19 protein-coding genes and 1 pseudogene are annotated in these 22,660 nt (G+C 64.5%); 11 read left to right on the top strand and 9 right to left on the bottom strand.

Annotated features, from left to right (window positions below):
- Positions 1-291: pseudogene (locus M3I54_RS30325) on the bottom strand (hopanoid biosynthesis associated radical SAM protein HpnJ); the annotation flags it as partial.
- 706 nt (positions 292-997) lie between these two features.
- Here M3I54_RS30325 and M3I54_RS30320 point away from each other — a divergent pair.
- Positions 998-2,188: a glycosyltransferase family 4 protein gene (locus tag M3I54_RS30320; protein WP_254342564.1), complete on the top strand. Its 1,191-nt coding sequence runs from the start codon at positions 998-1,000 to the stop codon at positions 2,186-2,188.
- Between the two features lie 42 nt (positions 2,189-2,230).
- Here the strand turns inward: M3I54_RS30320 and M3I54_RS30315 are convergent, their stop codons facing one another.
- The 3 genes from M3I54_RS30315 to M3I54_RS30305 all read right to left on the bottom strand — a co-directional run bounded on the left by M3I54_RS30315 (position 2,231) and on the right by M3I54_RS30305 (position 4,846).
- Positions 2,231-3,232 carry a GNAT family N-acetyltransferase gene (locus M3I54_RS30315; RefSeq protein ID WP_254342543.1) on the bottom strand — a complete coding sequence of 334 codons (1,002 nt, stop codon included), beginning with the start codon at positions 3,230-3,232 and terminating at the stop codon, positions 2,231-2,233.
- Positions 3,233-3,658: 426 nt separating this feature from the next.
- Complete coding sequence (locus M3I54_RS30310; RefSeq protein WP_254342541.1) at positions 3,659-4,522, bottom strand: IclR family transcriptional regulator; 864 nt, start codon at positions 4,520-4,522, stop codon at positions 3,659-3,661.
- 108 nt (positions 4,523-4,630) lie between these two features.
- A complete protein-coding gene (locus M3I54_RS30305) occupies positions 4,631-4,846 on the bottom strand; it encodes a hypothetical protein (protein WP_254342539.1) in 216 nt (71 codons plus the stop codon).
- Between M3I54_RS30305 and M3I54_RS30300 the strand changes: the two genes are divergently transcribed.
- From M3I54_RS30300 to M3I54_RS30260, 9 genes are all read left to right on the top strand, one after another.
- On the top strand, positions 4,845-5,936 hold the full coding sequence (locus M3I54_RS30300; RefSeq protein ID WP_254342537.1) for an ABC transporter ATP-binding protein: 1,092 nt from the start codon (positions 4,845-4,847) through the stop codon (positions 5,934-5,936). The genes M3I54_RS30305 and M3I54_RS30300 overlap by 2 nt on opposite strands.
- On the top strand, positions 5,929-6,834 hold the full coding sequence (locus M3I54_RS30295; protein WP_254342535.1) for an ABC transporter permease: 906 nt from the start codon (positions 5,929-5,931) through the stop codon (positions 6,832-6,834). Before M3I54_RS30300 ends, M3I54_RS30295 begins: the two co-directional genes overlap by 8 nt.
- Before the next feature lie 12 nt (positions 6,835-6,846).
- Entirely contained in the window at positions 6,847-7,641 is a 795-nt protein-coding gene (locus M3I54_RS30290) for an ABC transporter permease (protein ID WP_254342534.1), read from the top strand.
- Between the two features lie 47 nt (positions 7,642-7,688).
- Positions 7,689-8,027 carry a (2Fe-2S)-binding protein gene (locus M3I54_RS30285; RefSeq protein WP_254342532.1) on the top strand — a complete coding sequence of 113 codons (339 nt, stop codon included), beginning with the start codon at positions 7,689-7,691 and terminating at the stop codon, positions 8,025-8,027.
- Positions 8,024-9,460: an NAD(P)/FAD-dependent oxidoreductase gene (locus M3I54_RS30280; protein ID WP_254342530.1), complete on the top strand. Its 1,437-nt coding sequence runs from the start codon at positions 8,024-8,026 to the stop codon at positions 9,458-9,460. The genes M3I54_RS30285 and M3I54_RS30280 overlap by 4 nt, the downstream gene beginning before the upstream one ends.
- Positions 9,453-10,589, top strand: coding sequence for an FAD-binding oxidoreductase (locus M3I54_RS30275; protein ID WP_254342528.1), 1,137 nt, complete (start codon positions 9,453-9,455; stop codon positions 10,587-10,589). Before M3I54_RS30280 ends, M3I54_RS30275 begins: the two co-directional genes overlap by 8 nt.
- Before the next feature lie 12 nt (positions 10,590-10,601).
- Positions 10,602-11,648, top strand: coding sequence for an ABC transporter substrate-binding protein (locus M3I54_RS30270; RefSeq protein WP_254342526.1), 1,047 nt, complete (start codon positions 10,602-10,604; stop codon positions 11,646-11,648).
- A gap of 84 nt (positions 11,649-11,732) precedes the next feature.
- On the top strand, positions 11,733-13,292 hold the full coding sequence (locus tag M3I54_RS30265) for an SH3 domain-containing C40 family peptidase (RefSeq protein WP_254342518.1): 1,560 nt from the start codon (positions 11,733-11,735) through the stop codon (positions 13,290-13,292).
- A gap of 439 nt (positions 13,293-13,731) precedes the next feature.
- Positions 13,732-14,829, top strand: coding sequence for a porin (locus M3I54_RS30260; RefSeq protein ID WP_375542240.1), 1,098 nt, complete (start codon positions 13,732-13,734; stop codon positions 14,827-14,829).
- A gap of 55 nt (positions 14,830-14,884) precedes the next feature.
- Here the strand turns inward: M3I54_RS30260 and M3I54_RS30255 are convergent, their stop codons facing one another.
- From M3I54_RS30255 to M3I54_RS30235, 5 genes are all read right to left on the bottom strand, one after another.
- Positions 14,885-16,864, bottom strand: coding sequence for a beta-galactosidase (locus M3I54_RS30255; RefSeq protein WP_254342516.1), 1,980 nt, complete (start codon positions 16,862-16,864; stop codon positions 14,885-14,887).
- A gap of 76 nt (positions 16,865-16,940) precedes the next feature.
- Positions 16,941-17,792, bottom strand: a complete 852-nt coding sequence (locus M3I54_RS30250) for a carbohydrate ABC transporter permease (protein ID WP_254342514.1) — start codon at positions 17,790-17,792, stop codon at positions 16,941-16,943.
- Between the two features lie 43 nt (positions 17,793-17,835).
- Positions 17,836-18,741: a carbohydrate ABC transporter permease gene (locus M3I54_RS30245; RefSeq protein WP_254342512.1), complete on the bottom strand. Its 906-nt coding sequence runs from the start codon at positions 18,739-18,741 to the stop codon at positions 17,836-17,838.
- Positions 18,742-18,808: 67 nt separating this feature from the next.
- Positions 18,809-20,074: an ABC transporter substrate-binding protein gene (locus tag M3I54_RS30240; RefSeq protein ID WP_254342510.1), complete on the bottom strand. Its 1,266-nt coding sequence runs from the start codon at positions 20,072-20,074 to the stop codon at positions 18,809-18,811.
- A gap of 111 nt (positions 20,075-20,185) precedes the next feature.
- Positions 20,186-21,319, bottom strand: coding sequence for a sn-glycerol-3-phosphate ABC transporter ATP-binding protein UgpC (locus M3I54_RS30235; protein ID WP_309249651.1), 1,134 nt, complete (start codon positions 21,317-21,319; stop codon positions 20,186-20,188).
- Positions 21,320-21,525: 206 nt separating this feature from the next.
- On the opposite strand from M3I54_RS30235, the gene M3I54_RS30230 reads away from it, so the two are divergent.
- Positions 21,526-22,551 (top strand): LacI family DNA-binding transcriptional regulator, encoded by a 1,026-nt coding sequence (locus M3I54_RS30230; protein WP_254342508.1) that lies wholly within the window; start codon positions 21,526-21,528, stop codon positions 22,549-22,551.
- Positions 22,552-22,660 lie beyond the last annotated feature (109 nt).

The raw sequence follows: 22,660 nt of genomic DNA, 5'->3' as shown, positions 1-22,660 counted from the left end.
CGACGGCTTGCACTTCTTGAGGTCTTCGCAGAACAGCGCGTCGGTCGGAAACGACGGCGTGCTCGTGTGGATGATGACGAGGTCGTATGCAGCTGCAATCTTCAGCGTCTCTTCCACGGAGAGGCCGTCGGCCGGCGCGTCGAGCACGCGGCTGTCGGGCACGAGGGCCGCGGGCTGCGCGAGCCAGGTGGGATACCAGAACGAGCGGATCTCGCGCTTTGCCTGGTAGCGCGAGCCCGCGCCACCGTCAAAGCCGTCATACGACGGGGCCTGCAGAAACAGCGTTTTCATATTCCTCGATTGTCCGCGCAGTGTGGTGAAACCCGGTTAGCTATCGCATGCACCTCGTGGCTTGCTTTGCCGGCGCACAGCGCCGCGCACTTCCCTCGAAATGCATTACACAAAACATTCGATCGGCATTCCGGTTCGCATGTTTGTTATCGAATTGAAGGCTTTGGCGCCTCGGGTCAACCGTAGGATATTAAGCCGAAAATCTGATGCAGACCTTAAGCGCTTTCCCTTCTTCCGACGTATTGAAACATGCCAAACCTTCAGTGTAGCGAATTGATATGACAGTTTTCATCGCGCCGCGCCAATTGATGTCCATTGCGATGACAATCGGTTACAAGCCCGGCCGCCCTCTTGCCCCCCCGAAATCGCGTCAATCGACCTGAGCGATGCAAGTCGTGCGCCAATAGGTGCATGCGCCTTTCGCATTCCCTGGAAGAATTGACCGGTGGGTTTTCGTCTGCTTTGCATCGCCTCCGCCATATCGGACAAGTTTTCGCTGATCGCCGACATTGCGTAAAAACACCTCACAATCGGGTTACGATGCAGCAAACGGCGTGACTGCGGGTCCCCGCCGCGAATGTGCGAGCGGTGTGGCGCAGGCAACGCTGCCCGGCAGGTCAGGACGACTGTCCGGGATTTCATGCAGGCCAGGCACCCGCGGTGCGCTGCCTGCTCAACCAAGCGCCACCGTGAGCCGTCATTGTCCATGCGCATCCTCTTCGTCATCGGCAACCTGGGCGACTATCACGTCCCTCGCTATGAGGCTCTCGTTACCGCGGCCTCCAGTCGCGGCCACCAGGTGGCGCTTCTCGAGGTCTTTGCGCGCTCAGGCGTCTACGGCTTCCCTCAGGAACGCCGCGCCGCATTCTTCGCGAACCGGCCGCGCATGGCGGAAACGCTGGTCGAGAACGGCGCCGACAGCGACGGCCTCGGCGCGCGCGACACCGCGCGCCTCATTGCGAAGGTGCGCAACTTCATGCCCGACGTGGTCATCACGCTCGGCTACAACACCGGCTATTCGGCGGTGCTTTGTTTCCTCAGACATCTCACGCGGCGCTTCAAGCTCATCTACATGTCGGACTCGAAGGCCGACGACGGACTGCGCCAACGCACCAAGGAGCGGCTCAAGCGTTTCATCGTCAGCCGCTTCGACGGCGCGCTCGTCGCGGGCGAGAAACATCGCCGTTACGCGCAATCGCTTGGCATACCGAAGGAACGATCTCGCATCGGCTTCGATGTGATCGACGTCGACTATTTTTCGGATCTCGCGCAGGCCGCGAGCGATAACCCCGAAGCCGTGCGATCCCGCTTCGGGCTGCCGCAGCGCTATGTCTTGTGCGTGAGCCGCTTCGTGGCACGCAAGAACGTCGACGTGCTGATCGACGCCTACCGCAAATCCGGCGTGTACAACGAAAATATCGGCCTCGTTCTGGTGGGTCAGGGTCCGCTCGAAGCGCAATTGCGCGCGCGCATCGCGTCGCTCGGCCTCACGCCGCATGTGACGATACTCAACTCGCTCGCCAACCAGGAAATGCCGAATCTCTATGCGCTCGCGGAGTTCGTCGTGCTGGCGAGCGAATTCGATCAATGGGGCTTGTGCGTGAACGAAGCGTTCGCGGCCGGGTGCCCTGCCATCGTCACGCGCACATGTGGCGTGGCGGGCGAAGTGGTGATCGACGGCGTAAACGGTTTCGTGGTCGAACCGCGCGACGTCTCGGCGCTCGCGCAGCGCATCGGCGAACTGGGCGGCGAGCCCGCGCTGCGCGAGCGCTTCGCAGCAGGCGCGCAAAGTACGATCCAGCGCTGGACGCCCCTGCTCTTCGCATCGAGCGCACTGGAGCTTGCCGAAGTCACGACCCGCAACGCGAGCGACCCCGCGCGGCAAGAACTCGTTTAGCGCTCGATATCGATCGCTACCCGACGCCTCGTACGTCTGCGCTCAGAGATTCGGTGCGAAAACGCGTCCGGGCGCGAATTTCCGCTTGAGCGTACGCATCAGCAAATAAACCGTGCGGTGTCGCTCGACGCCCAGCCGCTGCGTGAGCGTCGCGCCGAATCCGTTGAGGAAGCTGAATGTCGACGGGCTCGAAAAGCCGTCGAAATCGAAGGTGAGCTTGCGCTCGAGCGCGCGCCCAATGCCTGTCCATAGCAGCAGGCTGATCGAGCCGCTGTGCGCGTCCTGCGCCCGCGACGAAAGCAGGTAATACATTGCCTGATGGTCCCAAACGAGGCCGACCGCCGCCACGAGCTTCCCACCTTGCCCATAGGCGCCGAGCAGCATCCCGGCCTTTCGCTCGACGAACGCACTGACGAGGTCGCGCATGACCGCGTCCCCGTAAGCGTTGGTACGCGAACGTGCCGCGAGATTCGTGTCATAGAACGCGATGAACTCGTCGGGCGTGAGCTCCGGCACGATGGTCAATTCACGGGAGGCGCTGCGGATCACGTTGCGCGTCTTGCTGTTCAGGCGCGTCCACGCTTCGTCGGCCGTGGTCTGCCGGTCGATGCGGAAGGTATAGCGTGCCGACACGGTAAAGCCATGCAATGCGAACGCAAGGGCATCGTCGATGCGCGGGTCGAGCACCTGGAAAAAGCTGTCGCAGTCGGGCAACTGTTCGATCAGCTTCCCGGTGACGTCGAGTTCATGATGCAATTGGCGGGCCTCGCTGCCCGTCACGGATTTGATGACCGGTCCGAGCGTGCGCGTGAGCGGCGGCAGGTGCGAAACCCGCCACAGTCGCGTGCGCTGCATCGCGTACGGCATCTCGCCGATGACCTCGTCGTTCTGCTTCACCACCGCAAGCTTCCAGTCGCCTTGCGTGGCGATGTCGAGCCACCAGCGCTCGTGAAAAATCGAAGGCGCCGCGCGTACCGGCACCGGCGCAACACTGGCAGCCGGTGCCTCGGGAACGGGCAACGTCCGGTCGTTTATGGTCGTCATCGATCACCGGTATATTCTGACTGCAAGCGCCGCGGGATCACACATGCGCTCCACCTCCCCCAGCACCCACGCTCCTCTATGACTTCTCGTCGACGTGGCAACGGCATGTACTCAATGTGACAGTTCACGCGGCGGGTGGTTTTGTCCCTCACGGCTCTTGCGATGGATTGCAAACCCCCATGGCGGCGACCTGCCACTCGCACATCGGCTTCAGTCTACGAATAGCCACCTGCCCGTTTACGCCAAAACCCAGACGCATGCGGATAGGTTATCCCCTAGTCGATTTTGGTCCGATCATACTGCTCGATTTCGCATTGCAGCATTACACGAACCTGCTAAACGTTTGCACACCGATCACCTAACGAGAACGATTCGCGATCAAGGAATTAGTTAGGAATCCATTTAACCTGCCCCCCCCATCATCATTCAAGCCAATGGTTGAGTCGTCATCGCTCGCGTGAGCCCATGCATGGGGCGGCGCACCGCCACATCGAACGGGTTCGTTTGCGGCCCGATGATCTCGGCCTGCCGCTTGAGCAGTTCGACGATCGTGGGCAACCGGTCTTCCGTGAGACGCGCAGCCAGCGTACCCACGCTCAGCGCCCCCACGGCGCAACCGGTCTGGTCCAGAATCGGCACGGCCACGCCCGCCATGCCCTCCAGCACGCCGGTGTTGCGCCCCGCGTAGCCGAGCTTGCGCACGCGCTCGATCTCCGTGCGCAAATACACCTCGTCCAGTACGCCGTAGCTGCGCAAACGCGGCACGTTGAAACGAATAATTTCTTCTCGCTCGGCCTCGGGCTGGAACGCGAGAATGGCAAGACTACCCTGGCCCACGCCCAGCGCTACGCGCCCGCCGATATCGCCCGTGAACGAGCGGATCGGAAACGGACCTTCGCACATGTCGAGGCAAACCGCGTCGAAACTGCTCTTTACGAGCAAGAAAATGGTGTCACCAAGGCTTGCGCACAGGCGCAGCAACGCGGGCCGGCATAGCGTGCGCATGCCGCTGGGATTGCCCGCCTGCGCCGCGAGCGCAAAAAAATCCACGCTCAGCCGATAGCGTCTGGTGCCTTCGTCCTGCTCGACCACGCCTTCGGCGATCAGCCCCTGCAGCAGCCGATGCACGGTGGCCTGGGTCAGGCCCACGGCCTTGGCGAGCGCGGTCACGCGGCTGCCTTCCGCCTGACTGGCCCCCAGTGCGCGGATCACCGCGAATGCGCGCTGCAACACGCCCGCACCGCGTGCGTCGTCGGCCGCCGTTCCACTTTTCTCTTCCCCTACCGTCATATCGACCTCGATTTATTCCATTCAGCGGAATATCTGACAAAAGCTCATACGAATTGCCATGCTGCCCGAATGGTTGGACCGCCACACGTCGCCTTGCTTGTGGCAGGTTTATTCCGGGATTTCCCGAAGTTCACCCGGCGAAATGATCAATAAGCCCATGCGCTCATATATTCCATCAAATGGAATATAGATCAGATTTTTATCGCTCGATGGAATTTTAAATTGACGGTCCAAAATTTGGCTAGCTACAGTCGGCTCAACGCCCTGCACCGCAATTCGCTCAGCGGGTGCCGGCGCAACCCAAGCACTGGAAGGCCACCTCATGTCGTTCCTCACCCTGACCGATGTATCGAAATCGTTTGGCGACCTGCAGGCGGTCGCCGGCGTCAATCTGTCGGTGGAAAAAGGCGAGTTCGTCTCGCTGCTCGGCCCCTCGGGCTGCGGGAAAACCACGACGCTGCAGATGATCGCCGGCTTCGTCGAAACCACGCGCGGGCGCATCACGCTCGACGGGCGCGACATCACGCACATGCCGCCGAACAAGCGCGGCCTCGGCATCGTGTTCCAAAGCTATGCGCTCTTTCCGCACATGAGCGTGGAGCAGAACGTGAGCTTCGGCCTCGAAATGCGCGGCGTGGACAAAGCCGAGCGCCGGGATCGCATTCGCGAAGCGCTCGCGCTCGTGCGCCTCGACGCCTACGCGCAGCGCTTTCCGCGCGAGCTATCGGGCGGCCAGCGCCAGCGCGTGGCGATCGCGCGCGCCATTGTGATCGCGCCGCCCGTGCTGCTGCTCGACGAGCCGATGTCCAATCTCGACGCGAAGCTGCGCGAAGACATGCAGTTCGAGCTGCGCGCCATTCAGCGCAAGATCGGCACGACCACGCTGATGGTCACGCACGACCAGTCGGAAGCGCTCTCGATCAGCGACCGCGTGGTGGTGATGGAAAGCGGCCGCATCACTCAGGTCGACACGCCTTATCGCGCGTATGAGCGGCCCGAGAACAACTTCGTCTCGCAGTTCATCGGCAAGGCCAACATGCTCGCGGGCCGCATCGTCGCGCGCGAGGGCGACACGATCCACGTGGACCTCGGCAACGATCTCGCGGAAACGGGCTCGACGGCGCAACTTCCCGAGCGCGCCCGCGCGGTGGGTGTAGGCGACGCGATCACGCTGTGCATCCGCCCCGAAAAGCTCAAGCTGTGCGCGAGCGGCTCGGGCCGTCTCGCAGGGCGTGTGACGAGCCGCTTCTTCCTCGGTAGCCAGTGGCTCTATCGGCTCGACAGCCGCGCGGGCGAAATGCTCGTGTGCTGCCAGAACGAGGGCAAGGAGCCGCTTGCCGAAGGCGACCAGGTGGGCATTGACTGGCACAGCGACGCAATCCGCTTCGTCCACCAGGAGGGCGCCCGTGTCTAGCACGCTCCGCGCTTCGCAGCCTGCCCCGCGCGCCACGGTGCGCGCCGGCTGGCAGGCTTATATGCCGCTCTGGCTCATGAGCGCGCCTGCACTGCTGCTGTTCGCCGCGCTCGTGCTCGTGCCGCTCGCCATGACCTTCGCGCTCACGTTTTACCGCTTCGATCCGATGAGCGGCCCCATCGTCGCATTCGATCTGCATAACTACGTAGAAGTGCTGGGTTCGTCGTACTTTCACACGATCTTCCTGCGCACCTTCGGCATCGCCGCGCTCACCACGCTGCTGTGCGTCGTGATCGGTACTCCCGAGGCGTACATCCTCTCGCGCATGCGCGACCCGTGGCGCTCGCTCTTCCTGCTCGTGATCCTCGCGCCGCTGCTGGTTTCCGTGGTGGTGCGCGCGTTCGGCTGGAGCATGCTGCTCAACATGAACGGTCTCGTGAACCAGTTCTTCGGCCTGTTCGGCGCGGGGCCCTTCAAGCTCGAATACACGACCTTCGCCATCGTCATTGCGCTCGTGCATGTGATGCTGCCGTTCATGGTGATTCCGGTGTGGACCGCGCTGCAAAGGCTCGATCCGCAAACCGAAAACGCGGCGCTGTCGCTGATGGCCTCACCGTTCACCACCATGCGCCGTATCGTGCTGCCGCAACTCATGCCGGGCATTCTCTCGGGCAGCCTCATGGTGTTCGGCCTTTCGGCGAGCGCCTTTGCGATTCCGGGCCTGCTGGGCGGCAGGCGCCTGAAGGTGGCGGCCACCGCCGTGTACGACCAGTTCCTCAGCTCGATGAACTGGCCGCTCGGCGCGACCATCGCCGTGCTGCTGCTCGTCGCCAATCTCGTGGTGATGCTTACCTACTACCGCGTGCTCGAACGGCGCTACGCGCGCAGCATGGGCTAAGGACAAAACATCATGCGCAAAAACGGACCGCTCGCCCTCACATTCCATAGTTTCGTCGTCCTTTTCGTGCTGGCGCCGCTCGTCATCGTCATTCTCGTGGCCTTCACGCCCGACGAAACCTTGACGCTCCCCACGCACGGCCTCTCGCTGCGCTGGTTCCGTGCGATTCTCGACTACCCCGACTTCATCACCGCGTTCTTCAACAGCCTCAAACTCGCGTTCGCCTCGGCCACGCTCTCGCTCGTCATCGCGTTGCCCGCGGGCCTGGCGATCGGCCGTGCGCGCTTTCCGGGCCGCGGCTTCCTCAACGCGCTGCTGCTTTCGCCGCTCGTGATTCCGGGGCTCGTGCTGGGCATCGCGCTGCTGCGCTTCTTCGCGCTGATCGGCGCGACCGGCTCGTTCGTGTGGCTGATCCTCGCGCACATGATCATCATCACGCCGTTCGTCATGCGGCTCGTGCTCGCCTCGGTCAGCGGCCTCGACCGCAGCATCGAGCATGCGGCCGCGTCGCTCGGCGCGAACGCGTGGGCCACCTTCCGCCGCGTCACGCTGCCGGTGATCCTGCCCGGCATCACGGGCGGCTGGCTGCTCGCGTTCATCAACAGCTTCGATGAACTGACGATGTCGATCTTCGTGACTTCGCCGCAAACCGTCACACTGCCTGTGCGCATGTACATGTACGCGACCGAGTCGATCGACCCGATGATGGCTTCCGTTTCCGCGCTCGTCATTTTCATCACGGCTGGCGCGATGTTCCTGCTCGACCGCGTGTACGGGCTCAACCGCATTCTGATCGGGCAGCACTGAACGCCACCCGCCTCTTTCGATCCCTGCTGCCGCGCCACCGACCACCCATGAGCACCGTCACGCCGCTTCCCCTTGCCCAGTTCGTCCGCGTTGCCGAGACCGCGCGCGCGAGTGTTTCCTTCGTTTTAGACGGCGTCGAACTCAAGGCGCTCGCGGGCGATACGCTGCTGACCGCGATCCTCATGCAGCAGCGGCACGTGCGCCGCAGCGAGTTCAGCACAGAACCCCGCGCGGGCTTCTGCCTGATCGGCGCTTGCCAGGACTGCTGGGTGCGCAGCGAAGACGGCACGCGCCTGCGCGCCTGCTCCACGCCGCTGCGCGAAGGCATGCGTGTGTTGACGCGAACCGGTTCGGATACCGAATCTAACAATGGAGGTGCGCAATGAGCACCGCCAAGCCTGATCGCATCGTCATCGTCGGCGCGGGACCGGCCGGCATTCGCGCCGCGCAAACGCTCGTGGCCGCGGGACTGCGCCCCACCGTGATCGACGAAAACGCGCGCTGGGGCGGCCAGATCTATCGCCAGCCCGCTGCCGGTGCGGGCTTCTCGCGCACGAAAGCCGCGCTCTACGGCTTCGAGGCGAAGAAAGCCGATGCAGTCCATCGCGCCATGGCCGATCTGCTCCCGAAGATCGACTATCGGCCCGACACGCTGGCCTGGTCGTGCGAGCCAGGCCGGCTCGACACCCTGCGCGAGGGCCGCGAAGCGAGCGTGCCGTGGTCGCATCTGATCATCGCGAGCGGCGCGACCGACCGTATCGTGCCGCTGCCTGGCTGGACGCTGCCAGGCGTGTATACGCTCGGCGGCGCGCAGGTCGCGCTGAAGGCGCAGGGCTGCACAATTGGCCAGCGCACCGTGTTCGCCGGCACCGGGCCGCTGCTCTACCTCGTCGCTTATCAATATGCGAAAGCGGGCGCGCAAGTGACCGCCGTGCTCGACACGAGCCCGTTCGCGCGCCAGGCCGCCGCCGTGCCGAGGCTGCTCAACCAGCCGGGCACCTTCGCCAAGGGCGTTTATTACGTTGCGTGGCTCAAGGCGCATGGTGTGCGCATGGAGCGTGGCGTTTCGCTCGCGGCCCTCGAAGGCGACGAGGCGGTGCAATACGTCCGCTGGCGCGCGGCCGACGGCAAGGAGCACGCCATTGCCTGCGATGCGGTCGGCTTCGGCTACGGCTTGCGGCCCGAAACCCAGCTCGCCGATCTCGCGGGCTGCCGCTTCGCCTTCGACGCCCTCAACTGCTGTTGGCTGCCCGAACGCGATGCGGCAGGCCGCAGCTCCGTGCCCGGCGTCTATCTCGCCGGCGATGGCGCGGGTATTGCAGGCGCCGATGCCGCCGAACTCGCGGGCCGCCGCGCAGCACTCGCGATGCTCGAAGACATGGGCATGGAAGCGCCACCGCACGATGCCGCTTTGCCTGATGCGGCAACGATCGAGAAGCGCCTCGAGCGCATTACGCGCTTTCGCGTGGGCATCGAGCAGGCGTTCGCACCGCCTGCCAACTGCGCCGCCAGCTGGCCCGACGACCTGACCATCTGCCGCTGCGAGGAAGTCGATGCAGGCACGCTGCGTAGCTGCATACGCGACGGTCTCGCCACTGAAGTCAACCGCCTGAAGGCGCTCACGCGCATCGGCATGGGGCGCTGCCAGGGGCGCATGTGCGGCGAATCCGCGATGGCGCTGCTGAGCACGGAGACAGGCAAGCCACTACACGAGGTGGGCCGCTTGCGCAGCCAGGCGCCGATCAAACCGATCCCGATTTCGCCGATGCTGTTCGACGACGGCGTGGAGGTCATCGAAGAGGAAGCCCACGATGAGTGACACGCGCCACTTCCAGGTTGTGATTGCGGGCGGCGGGCTCGTCGGCGCATCGGCAGCGCTCGCGCTCGCGGGCAAGGGCGTGAGCGTCGGCTTGTTCGAGCGGCGCTTTTGTGGCGCGCAGGCGAGCGGCGTGAACTACGGCGGCGTGCGCACCCACGGCCGCAGCGCCGAGCAACTGCCGCTTGCGGTACGCGCCCGGCGCGTGTGGAACCGCTTGCCCGAACTGATCGGCATCGACGGTGAATTTGTCGTTTCGGGGCACTTGCGCCTGGCGCGCCGCGACAGCGATCTCGAGGCGCTCCACGCATGGTCCGCCATGGCGCGCGATTTCGGCGTGGAGTCGCTGGTCATGAGCGGCGAAGCGTTTCGCCGCCGCTACCCTTGGCTCGGCAAAGCCGCCATTGGCGGTGCGCTCTGCGCGAGCGACGGCCAGGCGAATCCCCGTCTCGTCTCGCCCGGCTTCGCAGCGGCGGCGCGGCGCGCGGGGGCGCACGTGCAGGAGCAGACCGCGCTCAGCGACCTGAGCTTCGACGGCCGGCGTTTCCAGATGCGCGCGGCCAACGAGCGCATCAGTGCCGACTGGCTCATCAACTCATCTGGCGCCTGGGCCAATACGGTGGCGGGCGCGTTCGGCGAAACCGTGCCGATGAAGCCGATCTATCCGAACATGTGGGTGACCGAGCCGCTGCCGCGCTTTATCCAGCACAACCTGGGCGTGTATGGCGGCGGCGTCTACGCGCGCCAGGTGGAGCGCGGCAACTGCGTGATCGGCGGCGGGCGCGGGCACGGAGACGGTGAATACGCGCAGCCTTCCACCGCCACCACGCGCGCCGTGATGCGCGACGCCTGCGCGCTGCTACCCGGCCTGCGCGACGCGCTGCTCATCCGCACGTGGAGCGGCGTGGAAGGCGAAACGCCGGACAGCAACCCCATCATCGGTTTCAGCAACACCACGCCGCGCCTTCTGCACGCCTTCGGCTTCTCCGGCGGCGGCTTCTTGCTGGCGCCTGGCGTGGGCGAAGTCCTCGCCGAACTCGTCACTGACGGCGCGACGAGCACGCCCGTCGAAGCGTTTGCTATCAGCCGCTTCACGCAGTCTTCCGTTCATTCCGCCCTCCCAATCAAATAAGGAGTCCCCACGATGAAACTCACACGCACCCTGGCCTCGCTAGCCGCACTCGTCGCCTTCGGCATCTCGCCTTACGCCTGGTCGCAAACGAAGACGATCTACATCGGCATGAACGGCGGCCCGATGGAGAAGGCCTACACGAGCCAGGTCCTGCCCGACTTCGAGAAGGCCAACAATGTGAAGGTGGTGGTCGTGCCGGGCACTTCCTCCGACGTGCTCGCGAAGCTTCTCGCCAACCGCAACAGCCCGCAGATGCATGTCGCCTTTCTCGACGACGGCGTGATGGCGCGTGCCGTGAGCATGGGCGTGTGCGAGAAGCTCGACGATTCCCCGGTGCTCAAGGAACTGTATCCGTTCGCGCGCATGAAAGGCGACGTGGGCGCAGGCGTGCAGCTCGGCATGACGGGCATCGGCTACAACACGAAGGTGTTCGCGGTTAAAGGCTGGGCGCCGCCCACTTCGTGGCTCGATTTCGCCAATCCGAAATACAGGGGCAAGGTGGTGTTCCAGTCGGCTTCGAGCAGCACGTTTGGGCTGCATGGCTTTCTCGCGATCAACCGCTTGATGGGTGGCAGCGAGACCAACGTCGAGCCGGGCTTCACGAAGTGGGCGAGTACGGTGGGGCCGAACGTCGTTGAATACATTCCGAATTCGGCCAAGCTCTCGGAGATGATCCAGACCGGCGAGGCCGGCATCTTCCCGCTCACGCCAACGGCAGTGGGCGACCTGAAGGATAAGGGCCTGCCCGTGGCCTACGCCAACCCGAAGGAAGGCGCCGTGCTGCTGCTCGTGGACCTGTGCGTGGTGAAAAACAATCCGGAGCCGCAGCTCGCGCAAAAGCTCGCGCAGTTCCTGCTTTCGGCGCCTGCGCAAAGCAAGGCGGCCGCAGCCGGCAAGCAGATTCCGACCAACCAGAACGCAACCATGCCGCCCGACATGCAAAAGAGCCTGGGCAATCTCGATCAGCTCGTGAAGAAGGTGACGGTGATGGACTGGGACGTGATCAACGAGCACCGCGCGCAGTGGGATTCGCGCTGGAACCGGCAGATCGAGCAATGATCGTCTGATTTTCGGGCAACAGCGAGGGCGGCGGGCGCGGCGCGTCCTGTATCATCCACGGGTTGTCGAACCGCCCGCTCGCCCATGCGCTCCGCCCTCGATTCTTGCTTCCGCCTTTCCGCTTTCGCCCGGGCTCCGCGCGCCCGCTTCCTCGCACTGGCGCTAGCCGCCGCGTGCGTGCTGCCGGGATGCGCAACCGGCCCGGCCTCGCAAAATCAGGCCGAGCAAGCGCTTCCGTCCGATACGGTCACGCTCTTCCCGATCGAGCATTACGACCAGAACGTCGATCACTGGATCGATCCGGCTAGCGCCGACTACGACAAGCCCTTCCTTTCGCCCGAAGTCCAGCGCGCGCAATTCGCTGCGCTCGTCGCGCGCTATTTTGGTGCGGGTCCGAACGATCCGTCGCCGTGGAATCGAGCGTTTGTCGAGCAGCGCGTGTATCGCGACGGCGGCAGCGACATTGCCGCGCTGCAAACGCGCCGCCTCGCCTACTTCGACAATACGGACAAAGCGCCGCGCCGCGTTGGCTACGGCATGAATTTCCGGCCGCACACGAAGGCGTGGATCGGCGCCATCGAGCGCAACGCCAACGTCAACCAGTTCGAACAGGCCAGCGGTTTCGACGCCACGCGTCGCGCCATCGCCACGACGGCGCTGTACGTGCGCGAACTGCCCACCATCGACCCGTCGTTCTATTCACGTCGCATCGCGGGCGAAGGCTATCCCTTCGACAACCTGCAGGTGAGCGCCGTGCGGCCGGGCACGCCGCTCTACGTGCTCGGCACGAGCGCCGACGGCGCCTGGCGCTACGTGCAGACGCCAGACGTGCAGGGCTGGGTGCACAGTGACGGCGTGGCGAGCGTCGATGAAACCTTCGTTTCGACGTGGCGCGCGGCGGCGCACCAGTCGCTCGGCGTCGTGGTCGCGGCCTCCGCCGCGCTGCGCGACGACGGCGGCGTGTTCCGCTTCGAAGCGCCCGCCGGCACGCTGCTGCCGCTGCGGCCCGCGACGGGCGCGAAGCCGGGCGAAGTGCTCGTGCCCGCCCGCGACGTAGACGGCCGCGCGGCGATCCGCACGGCCGCGCTCGATTCGAACGCCATCGTGCCCGCGCCGCTCGTGGCCACGCCGCGCCATCTCGCGCAGTTGATGAAGGCACTGATAGGCCGCCCCTACGGCTGGGGCAACACGAACTTCGACAACGACTGCTCGGCCGAACTGCAGAGCATTTTCGCGGCGTTCGGCGTATGGCTGCCGCGCCACTCGTCCACGCAAATGAACGCCGGGGCGATGACCGATCTTTCGGCGTCCACGCCCGCCCAACGCCTCGACTGGCTCGTGCAGCAGGGCGCGCCCATGCGCACGCTCATCTATATAGGCGGTCACGTGATGCTCTACCTGGGCAACACCGAGCGCGACGGCAAGACGGTGCCGCTTGTCTATCAGGACGTGTGGGGCCTGCGCCCCGCCGACAACAGTCGCCGCGCCGTGATTGGCGGCTCGGTCATCTTCCCGCTGCTGCTCGCCTACCCCGAAGACCCCAACCTCGAATCGCTTGCAGGCACGCCGGTTTTCCAGGTCAGCATTCTGGGCGCGCCCGCGGGCAGCGCGCCACCGCAGGATGAGGAGAATCCGGCGGGGTGAGTTATGCACTGGATGCATCAAATCGATGCGCAAATGTGATCGTTTCTCCCAGGGTGACAGATTCCGCACGGTCGTACAAAAATAGCCTCCATCGAACGTAGCATTCCGTCAACGTTGCACACCTCTCGTCAGGGGAGAAGCGATCGGTGAACGCGCATTCAATCCGGCTCATGCCTTGCCGCAGGCCCACGATGACCACGCGCTCGTCCACGCTGCTCCTGCGCACGCGAGAGGACCCCGGCCGCCGCGCCAGACCGCAGGACTACGCACAGTACTCCGCGTAGCACTTCCAGCATTCCGTTTCGTGTGGTTCCGCGAGGAACCCCGGCCCCCTTTTGCCCGAAGCTTTTTCTGCGGCTTTGCCTGGAGCATTGCCTGAAGCGTGTGCAATACCCTGTCACATCAATCCCAATCCATAAATAACACTAAGGATGACGAAATGTTACAACGCGACAACCTCGGCATGAAATGGCTGGTCCGCTGCCTCGCGGCGGCCGGTTTGATGGGCACAGCGGGTGTCGCGAGCGCGCAGAGCAGCGTCACACTGTATGGCATCGTCGACGGGTCGATCCTCTACACGAGCCATACGATGAACACGCTGACGGGCCAGAACGCCGGTCACCAATTCTCGTTTACGGACAGTGGCATGTCCGGCTCGAACTTCGGCATGCGCGGCGCCGAGGACCTGGGCGGCGGGATGCGTGCGGTATTCGCGCTCGAAAGCGGCATTAGCATTGCGAACGGCCAGTTCGGCAATTCCAACGGCAATTTCTTCGGGCGTCAGGCGTGGGTCGGCATGGAAAGCCCATACGGCACGGTCAAGGCCGGCTTGCAGTACTCACCGTTCTTCCTCTCGCTCTACCAGACGGACCCGCGCGGCATGTCGTACTTCGGCAGCGGCCTCGTGAGCTACGTGAACAACGTGTATGTGACCGGCCTCTTCAACAGCAATGCGCTCACCTATACGTCGCCGGAAATCGCCGGCATTCAGGCGATGGGCATGTTCGCCATGGGCGGCGCGGCGGGCAACTTCCAGGCGGGACGCCAGTATTCGGCGAGCCTGCGCTACCACATCGCAGGCTTCACGATCACAGGCGCGCTCTATAGCGGCAACGCCGGTGGCACCGCGGCCTCCACGCCGGTGCCGAGTACCGTCGAGTTCGTGGGCCGCACGATCGGCGCGAGCTATCGCTTCCCGAACTCGCTCACGATCTCCGCCTCGTATGCGCTTTACAAGGTTGCGCAGTCATTCGACAACAGCGTCTACTCCGGCGGACTCAGCTATATGATCACGCCCTACCTCGACGTCGACGCCGGAGTCTGGTACACGCGCGACGGCAACGACGGCAGCAACCACTCGCTCCTGGCGTCGAGCGGCGTGCAGTTCTACCTCTCCAAGCGCACGACGCTCTATGGCCAGGTGGGCTACGTGTACAACCATGGACGCATGGACACGGGCTTGTCGATCAACAACGCGCTCTTTGAGGTCTCCGGCTCGACGGTGGGCGCGAGCATCGGCATACGGCATCTGTTCTGATACGCGCAAGTGTTCCGCGGCGCGCGCGTTGAGCGGCGCGGAACACGCTCTCGGGTTAGCTGCGGCTCAGCGAGCCTTCACGCCATGCGCACACGTCGCCTCGCGCAAGCTCGCGCTCTCCCAGCACGAACTGCGCCCCTTCGGGGGCCGGCGCCTGCGCACGTTGCTCGCCAAAGTTGAAGGCAAAGCACAATCCCCCGCGTCGGCTCACGCGCAAGCCTTCCGGCAAGCGCTGCGTGTCGAGGCCCGCGCCGCGCGCGGCTTCATCGAGCATGGCGAGATGCAGTTCGCGCGTGAACCACGCAGCGGCGTAGCGCACGCGGCCACGCGAGAGCAACGCTGGCCAACCGTCTTCGAATTGCGCCTGAATGCGCGTGGCGCCGTTGGCGCGCACATGATCGCGCCAATGCAATGCCTCGCCCTGCACGCCGCCTATCGTGACGGCTGGCGAGAGCGTGGGCCGCAGCGATTCGGCCTCGAGCACCTGCAAGGGCAGCACGCGCTGCAAGGCGCCGGGCGGCAGGTCGCCGGGAATGGCGAAGTGCGCGGTCTTCGAGCCACTGCGCGGTCCGAACACCCATTGCCCGTCGCTGCGCTCGATCTGATCGACGAAGGCGTCGTCGATCACGGCCAGCGACGGCACCACCACGAGCCGGTACACCGAAAGATCCGCATGCCGCGAAACGATTTCGACATCGAGGCCGAGTTCGCGCAGCGCGCTGTAGTAGTCGAACGCGAGCGTTTGATAGTCGAAGCTCGCGCCGTGGCGCTGGATCTCGAACATCCACTGCGTTTCGTAGTCGAATACGAGCGCCACCTGTGCACGCGCCGCCGGCGCGAGCGTGCGCAACGCGTCGCTCGCCGCGATCTCGCGCGCGGCCTGCTCCACCTCGCGGCCACCGGGAGACAGCTCGTTATTCGGCAGATTGAGGCCCGAATGCATCTGCTCCTGCGCATACGGGCACTGCCGCCAGCGGAAGTACGAAACGAGTTCGGCGCCGTGCGCGAACGCTTCGTAGGCCCACAGGCGCACCATGCCCGGCGCGGGCACCGGGTTCCAGGGCGCCCAGTTTACTGGCCCCGCCTGCTGCTCCATCACCCAGAAGCGTCCGCCGCCTATCGTGCGGTAGCGGTCGTGATCGAATGACGAGACGTCGGGGTGCGCGGTGCGTGCGTAGCGAGCCTTTTGCGCTTCCGGCAACCCGATCACTTCGGTGCGCGCGATTGGATAGCTGTCCCACGTCGCTACGTCGATGGCCTTGTCCGCTGCGAACCGGTAGTGGTCGAAGGTCGTGAAAAAGCCCATGAAGTTGTGCAACACGTCGGCGTTTGGCGCGTGGCGGCGCAGCACGTCCGCCTGCTCGCGATGAAAGCTCGCGACTTCGTCCGACATGTAGCGGCGAAAGTCCAGATGATGCGCCGGGTTGGCGTCGGTCGGCGTGCGCACGGGCAGCCCCACCGCTTCGAACGACGGGTACTCCATGCTCCAGAACACGTTGCCCCATGCCTCGTTGAGGGCCTCGATCGTGTCGTAGCGCTTCGCAAGCCACGTCTGAAAGCGGCGCTGCGCGGCGCTCGACCAGCTCGGCACGGTGTCGTGGCAGCCCAGCTCATTGTCGGTCTGCCATGCGACCACGGCCGGATGCGCGCCGTAGCGCTGCGCCATCGCCTCCGTAATGCGCACGCAATGCGCGCGATAGGCCTCGCTCGCAATGTCGTAGTGGCGCCGCGAGCCGTAGTTCCAGAGCGTGCCGTCGGCGCGCACGGGGAGCATGTCGGGCGTCGCGTCGACGAGCCACTTCGGCGGCGAGGCCGTGGGCGTGCCGAGCACGATCTTCAGGCCACGGGCCGCGAGCGTTTCGATCGCGTCGTCGAGCCATGCCCACTCATACACGCCCGCGTGCGGCTCCATGCGGCTCCAGGCGAATTCGCCAATGCGCACGTGCGTAATGCCGAGTTCGGCCATGCGGCGCGCGTCGTCGGCCCACATCGTGCGCGGCCATTGTTCGGGGTAGTAGCAGACACCGATTTGCATGAGTGACAATCCGCCTCGGAATAACATCAGTAATACGAATTAGATAAAAAGGGCCTTCGGCTGCGGTCGGGCTCGATCAGCCCTTGCTCGCGCCGAAGGTAAGCCCCGCGACAAAGTGTTTCTGCATGGCGAAGAACATCAGCACCGAAGGCAGCGCCGCAAGCACCGAGCCCGCCGCCACGAGGTTCCACGCCGTGGTCCACTGCCCCTTGAGCGCTGCCACGCCCACCGTGATCGGCGCGGCGTCGTCGCCCTGGGTGAGACACAGCGCCCAGAAGTAGTCGTTCCAGACGAACGTAAACACGAGAATGCCGAGCGCGGCGAGCGCCGGCCGTACGAGCGGCATCACGATGCGCCAGTAAATGGCCCATTCGCTCGCGCCTTCAACGCGCGCGGCCTCGATCAGTTCGAACGGCAGCTGCTTGATGAAATTGCGCAGGAACAGCGTGCAAAATCCGGTCTGGAACGACACGTGAAAGATGATGAGCGCCCACACGGTGTTGTAGAGCCCCACGCGCAGCGCCATATCGCGCACCGGGATCATGAGGATCTGGATCGGCACGAAGTTCCCTGCAACGAAGGCGAACAAGACCGCCGTGTTGCCGCGAAACCGATACGTGGAGAGCGCGAAGCCCGCCATCGAAGCCAGCGCGATGGCGCCGATCACCGAAGGCACCGCGATCAGCACGCTGTTCGCGAAGTAATGAAGCATGGGCGTTTGCGTAAGCGCCGCGCCGTAGTTTTCAAGCAGCGCGAAGTGCTTCGGCCAGCCCCAGTAGTCACCCTGCTGCAATTCCTCGGTAGACCGAATCGACGTGACGAGCACGGCGAGCATGGGCAGCAGCCAGATGACGAGCGCAATCGGCAACGAGATCTTGTAGAGCGCGCGATTCGCGGGTTTCCAGCGATCGACGGGAAGCGGATACATGGGCAGCGACTCCGTGAACATCGACGAAAGAGCGACAGGAAATTCAGCGTTCTTCGCGCAGCATGCGGCGCAAGTGGAACACGATATAAACGAGCATGATGGCGAACAGCACGACGGCAATCGCCGCCGAATAGCCTTCGCGGTAGTATTTAATCGCCTGGTCGTACATGAAGTACGCGAGTACGGTGGAGCTGTCGAACGGGCCGCCGCCGCTCATCACGGCGATCAGGTCGAAGCTGCGCAGCGCGCCGATCACCGTGAGCACGATGGCCATGAACGTGGCCGGGCGAAGCTGCGGGAGCACCACGTGCCAAAAGAGCCGCCACCCTTTCGCGCCTTCCATGCGCGCGGCTTCCACGATCTCAGGGTTGATGCCCGTGAGGCCCGTGAGATACAGGATCATGCAGAAAGGCGTTTGCGGCCAGAGCGCGGCGAAGATAATGCCGAACGTCACGAGCCTCGGGTCGCCTAGCACGGGTATGCCGTGCCCGACGATCATCTTTAGCAAGCCGAAGGTCGGATCGTAGAACCACGAAAACACAAGGCCGACCACCACGCCCGAGAGCACGAAGGGCGCGAAGAACAGCGACTTCACCGCACGTATGCCGCGCACGTGCTGGTTCAGATAGAGCGCGAACACGAGACCGAGCGGCGGCGCGAGCAGGAACAGCACGAGCCACAGCAGATTGTTCTTGAGCGCGGTATAGAACGTGTCGTTCTGGAACAGTTCGACGTAATTGGCGAGGCCGACGAAAGTCTTCGCGGTCATGCCGTCCCAGTTATAGAAGCTGAGCGTAATGCTGCTGAAGATCGGGTAGATCACGCACAGCGTGAAGAGCGCGCAGCCCGGCAGCAGGAAAAATAGCGCGGCACGATTCTGTTGCCGCCGCACAGTAGAGACGCGACGTGGCCGCGCCGCCCCAATGGGGCGCGCCAAGGTATCGGACATGGTGAAGTCTCGCCGGTGATCGGAGAAAGTGCGGCCGGCGGCGTAATGCGCCGGCCGCACCGCGGCTTTACTTGTGGTAGATGCGCTGACGCGTCGTTTCGAGGCGCGCGAGCAGCGTATCGAGCTGCGACGGGTCGCTGTAGAACTGCTGCATGGCTTTCATGCCTTCGTCGGCCATTTCCTTCTGCATGTCGCGGTCGTAGAACTGCGCAATGCCGCCACGCGTGCTCGCGAGCGTCTGGAAGCCCACCCTGGAAATGGGATCGTCAGGCTCGGCCGCCTTGTTGTTCGAAGGCAGTTGGCCCCAGCCGTGCGCGAGTTCGGCGTTGATCGCGGGCGTTTCCATGAAGGCGAGCAGTCGGCGCGCGTCGGCCTTGTTCCTGGCCTTCGCCGGAATGAGCAGCACGTTCACGGGACCGTCTTCGGCCGTCGGCACATTGGCGTCGATGATCGGGAAGCGGAAGAAGCCCACGTCCTGCTTCATGTTCGCCGGGAAGCTGGCCGAGAAGAACGTGCCCATCAGCATCATCGCCGCCTTGCCGTTCACGAGCACCGGCGCGATCGAATCCACGTCGTAGGAAAGCGCGTTCTCCATGAAGCAATGGTTGTCCATCAGCGTCTTCCACGTCGTGTACACCTTCTTCACGCGCGGATCGGTATAGGGAATCTGACCGGCCATCAACTGCTGATGGAACTCGTTGCCGTTGATGCGCAGGTCCAGGTAGTCGAACCAGGCAGCGAGCGTCCAGCTGTCGCGCGCGGCCACGGCAATGGGCTGCACGCCGATGGCGTTGAGCTTCTTGCAGCTTTCCAGCAATTCGTCGAAGGTCTTCGGCTCGGACTTGATGCCCGCCTTGGCGAACAGGTCCTTGCGGTAGAAGAAGCCATAGGCGTCATAGCCCAGCGGCGCGGCATACTGCTTGCCGTTCCATGTGGACGCACTCTTCACCGACGCGTACTGCTCGTTCCAGCCGTTCTTGGCCCAGTCCGGCGAAAGGTCTTCCAGCAGGCCGCGCTCAGCGTAATAGGCCATGCGCTCGCCGTCGTGCCACGACACCACGTCGGGCGGATCGGTCGCGAGCCAGCCGCCCATCTGCACCTTGTAGGCTTCCTCCGTTATATAGGAGACCTTGAGGTCGACGTCGGGATTGGCTTTCTTGAACTGGTCGAAGGCGTCTTGCCATGTCGAGCGCTGGTTGGCGCGCGCCGAGACGTTGACGGTGAGCGTCCCGGCGTCGGCGGCCATGCTCGTGAACGCCGTCGCCGCAACGATCGCAACGGCGGCCGAGGCGCGGGCCAGCGAGCCGAACGTTTTCAAACGATTAGAAAACATCTCTTGTCTCCTATGTCGATCCATCCAACATGCTGTTGGACTGCCTTTGTCGACTGACGGCGTTCGCGCCGCCAGACCTGGTGGCCCGCTCTACGGCGGGGTATAACGAAATCAGGCCAATGCCGGCTGCGCTGCCGCGAGCCTGCGCAACGCTACGCCTTCGGCGTCGAACAGATGGCACGCCTGCGACGGCACATGCACGCGGATGCGTTCGCCCACACCAATGGGCGAATCTCCCGGTGCCTTGGCGATAAGTGTGCCCCCCGCATGATCCGCATGCAGATAGCTATGTTCGCCCAGGCGCTCGGCGATGACCGTTGCGCACGCAATCGATTGATCGTCGCCAGTCAGCCGCAGATGCTCGGGCCGCACGCCCAGCGTGACCGGCTGGCCGCGCTGCAATGCGCGGCCGTCCACACAGGCGAACAGCGTCTCGCCGCCTTCGAGTGTGACGCGCACGCCCTCTTCATCCACCGAATCGACGATCGCGTCGATGAAGTTCATGTGCGGCGAGCCGATGAACCCGGCCACGAAGCGCGACTTCGGGTGGTGATAGAGATCCAGCGGCGCGCCGCTCTGCGCCACGCTGCCGTGGCGCTCCATGTCGGCGCCCGCGTGCAGCAACACGATGCGGTCGGCGAGCGTCATCGCCTCGACCTGGTCGTGCGTGACATACACGACGCTCGCATCGGTGAAACGCTGGTGCAGGCGCGCGATCTCGACACGCGTGTGGCTGCGCAACGCGGCGTCGAGATTGGAAAGCGGCTCGTCGAACAGGAACACGCCGGGCTCGCGCACGATAGCGCGGCCGATGGCGACGCGCTGCCGCTGCCCGCCGGAAAGCGCCTTGGGATGCCGGTCGAGCAGCGCCTCCAGTTGCAGGCTGCGCGCGGCGTCGCGCACGCGCCGCTCGATCTCGGCTTTCGGCACCTTCGCGATCTTCAGGCCAAACGCGATGTTGTCGAACACCGTCATGTGCGGAAAGAGCGCGTAGCTCTGGAACACCATCGCCACGCCGCGCTCGGCGGCGGGGACATCCGTCATCACGCGCGAACCGATGCGCAGTTCGCCTTCGCTCAATTCCTCCAGGCCCGCGATCATGCGCAGCAGCGTAGACTTGCCGCAGCCGGAAGGCCCGAGGAACACGCAAAATTCGTGATGCCCGATGTCGAGATCGACGCGCCGCACCACCGGCGGGTGATCGCCGTAGCGTTTGCCGACGCCCGAGAGCTGAATCGTCGCCACGTTCTCGCCTCGAAATTTAAGCGCTTAAATTTTTCTGCGAAAAACAACCCGTAGTCCTTGCGCAGCGGGCATTTAACCGCTTAAATTCGAATCCGGCATAGTCGCGCATTCGTCGTCTCCGTTGATGTTGTGGGAGAAAAGTAGCAAACCCGGCCGCAGCATTGCAACATTTGAATCATCTTCCCTGAATGTGGGAAAGGTCCTCCATGGTCACCTTGTCAGAAGTCGCGCGGCGCGCACGCGTCACGGCGGCTACCGTTTCGAACGTGCTACGCAACCGCGAGAAGGTTCGCCCCGAGACGACCGAGCGCGTGCTGCAGGCCATCGCCGAGTTGGGCTACCGGCCCAACCTCAATGCGCGCGCGCTCGCGCAGGGGCGCTCGTCCACGCTCGCGCTCATGCTATCGAACATCTCCAACCCGTTCTATCCCGAGTTCGTGCTCGCGGCCGAGCGCGCCGCGCGCAAGGCGGGCCACTTCCTCATGGTCTGCAACACCGACGACGACGCGCAGATTGGCCGCGCCTACCTCAACCAGATCGCGGGCACCTTCGCGGACGGCGTGCTCGTGATGAACACCGACATCGCCATGAACGAACTGTGCATCTCGGCCATGCACAATGGCCCCATTCTGCTGGCGATGTGGGAGCACCCCGAGAATCCGCCCGTGCTGCCATGCGTGGCCGTGGACTTCGCGCGCGCGGGCGCGCTCGCGGCGCAGCATCTGCTTGAGTTGGGACACCGAAATATCGCCATGCTGATCGGCGACGGCTGCGGCGGCCTGCAGGATGCCCGTTCGGAAGGATTCCGAACGGCCTTGCGCGATGGCGGCGTGGATCCCGCAAACGTGGCGCAGATGCAGGTGCGCGACTCGATCGACTCCGGCTACGCGGCGTGCCAGCAATTGCTCGCGCAATACCCGCGCCTGAGCGCGATCTTCGCGACCAACGACCTGCTTGCGATTGGCGCGATTCAGGCGCTGATCAGCACGGGCCGCGCCGTGCCCGACGATGTGTCCGTGATCGGCATCACCGACATTCAACTCGCCCATCAGATGCGCCCCGCCCTCACCACCGTCGCGATCCAGACCGACGCCGTGGCCGAGCTGTCGATCCGCAGCCTGATCCGGCTGATCGACGCACCGGACCAGCAGCCGCCCATGGTGCTCGGGCCGCCGCCCGAGCTCGTCACCCGTATGTCCACGGGGCCGCGCAAGCGGCGCGCTCGGGCCTGACCCTGCGCGCGCCGGGCCTCGCTCGACAGGCGCGGGCGAAGCGCCGACAATGAATGCCCTTTACTGCGGGACAGGGCACACACGTTCGCGCGCCGTGGCGCGCACGGGG

The sequence above is a fragment of the Paraburkholderia sp. CNPSo 3274 genome (assembly GCF_024206475.1).
In the GTDB taxonomy this organism is placed as follows: Bacteria; Pseudomonadota; Gammaproteobacteria; order Burkholderiales; family Burkholderiaceae; genus Paraburkholderia.
The sequence above is the reverse complement of the archived record's forward strand: the minus strand, read 5'-3'. Positions and strand labels throughout refer to the sequence as shown.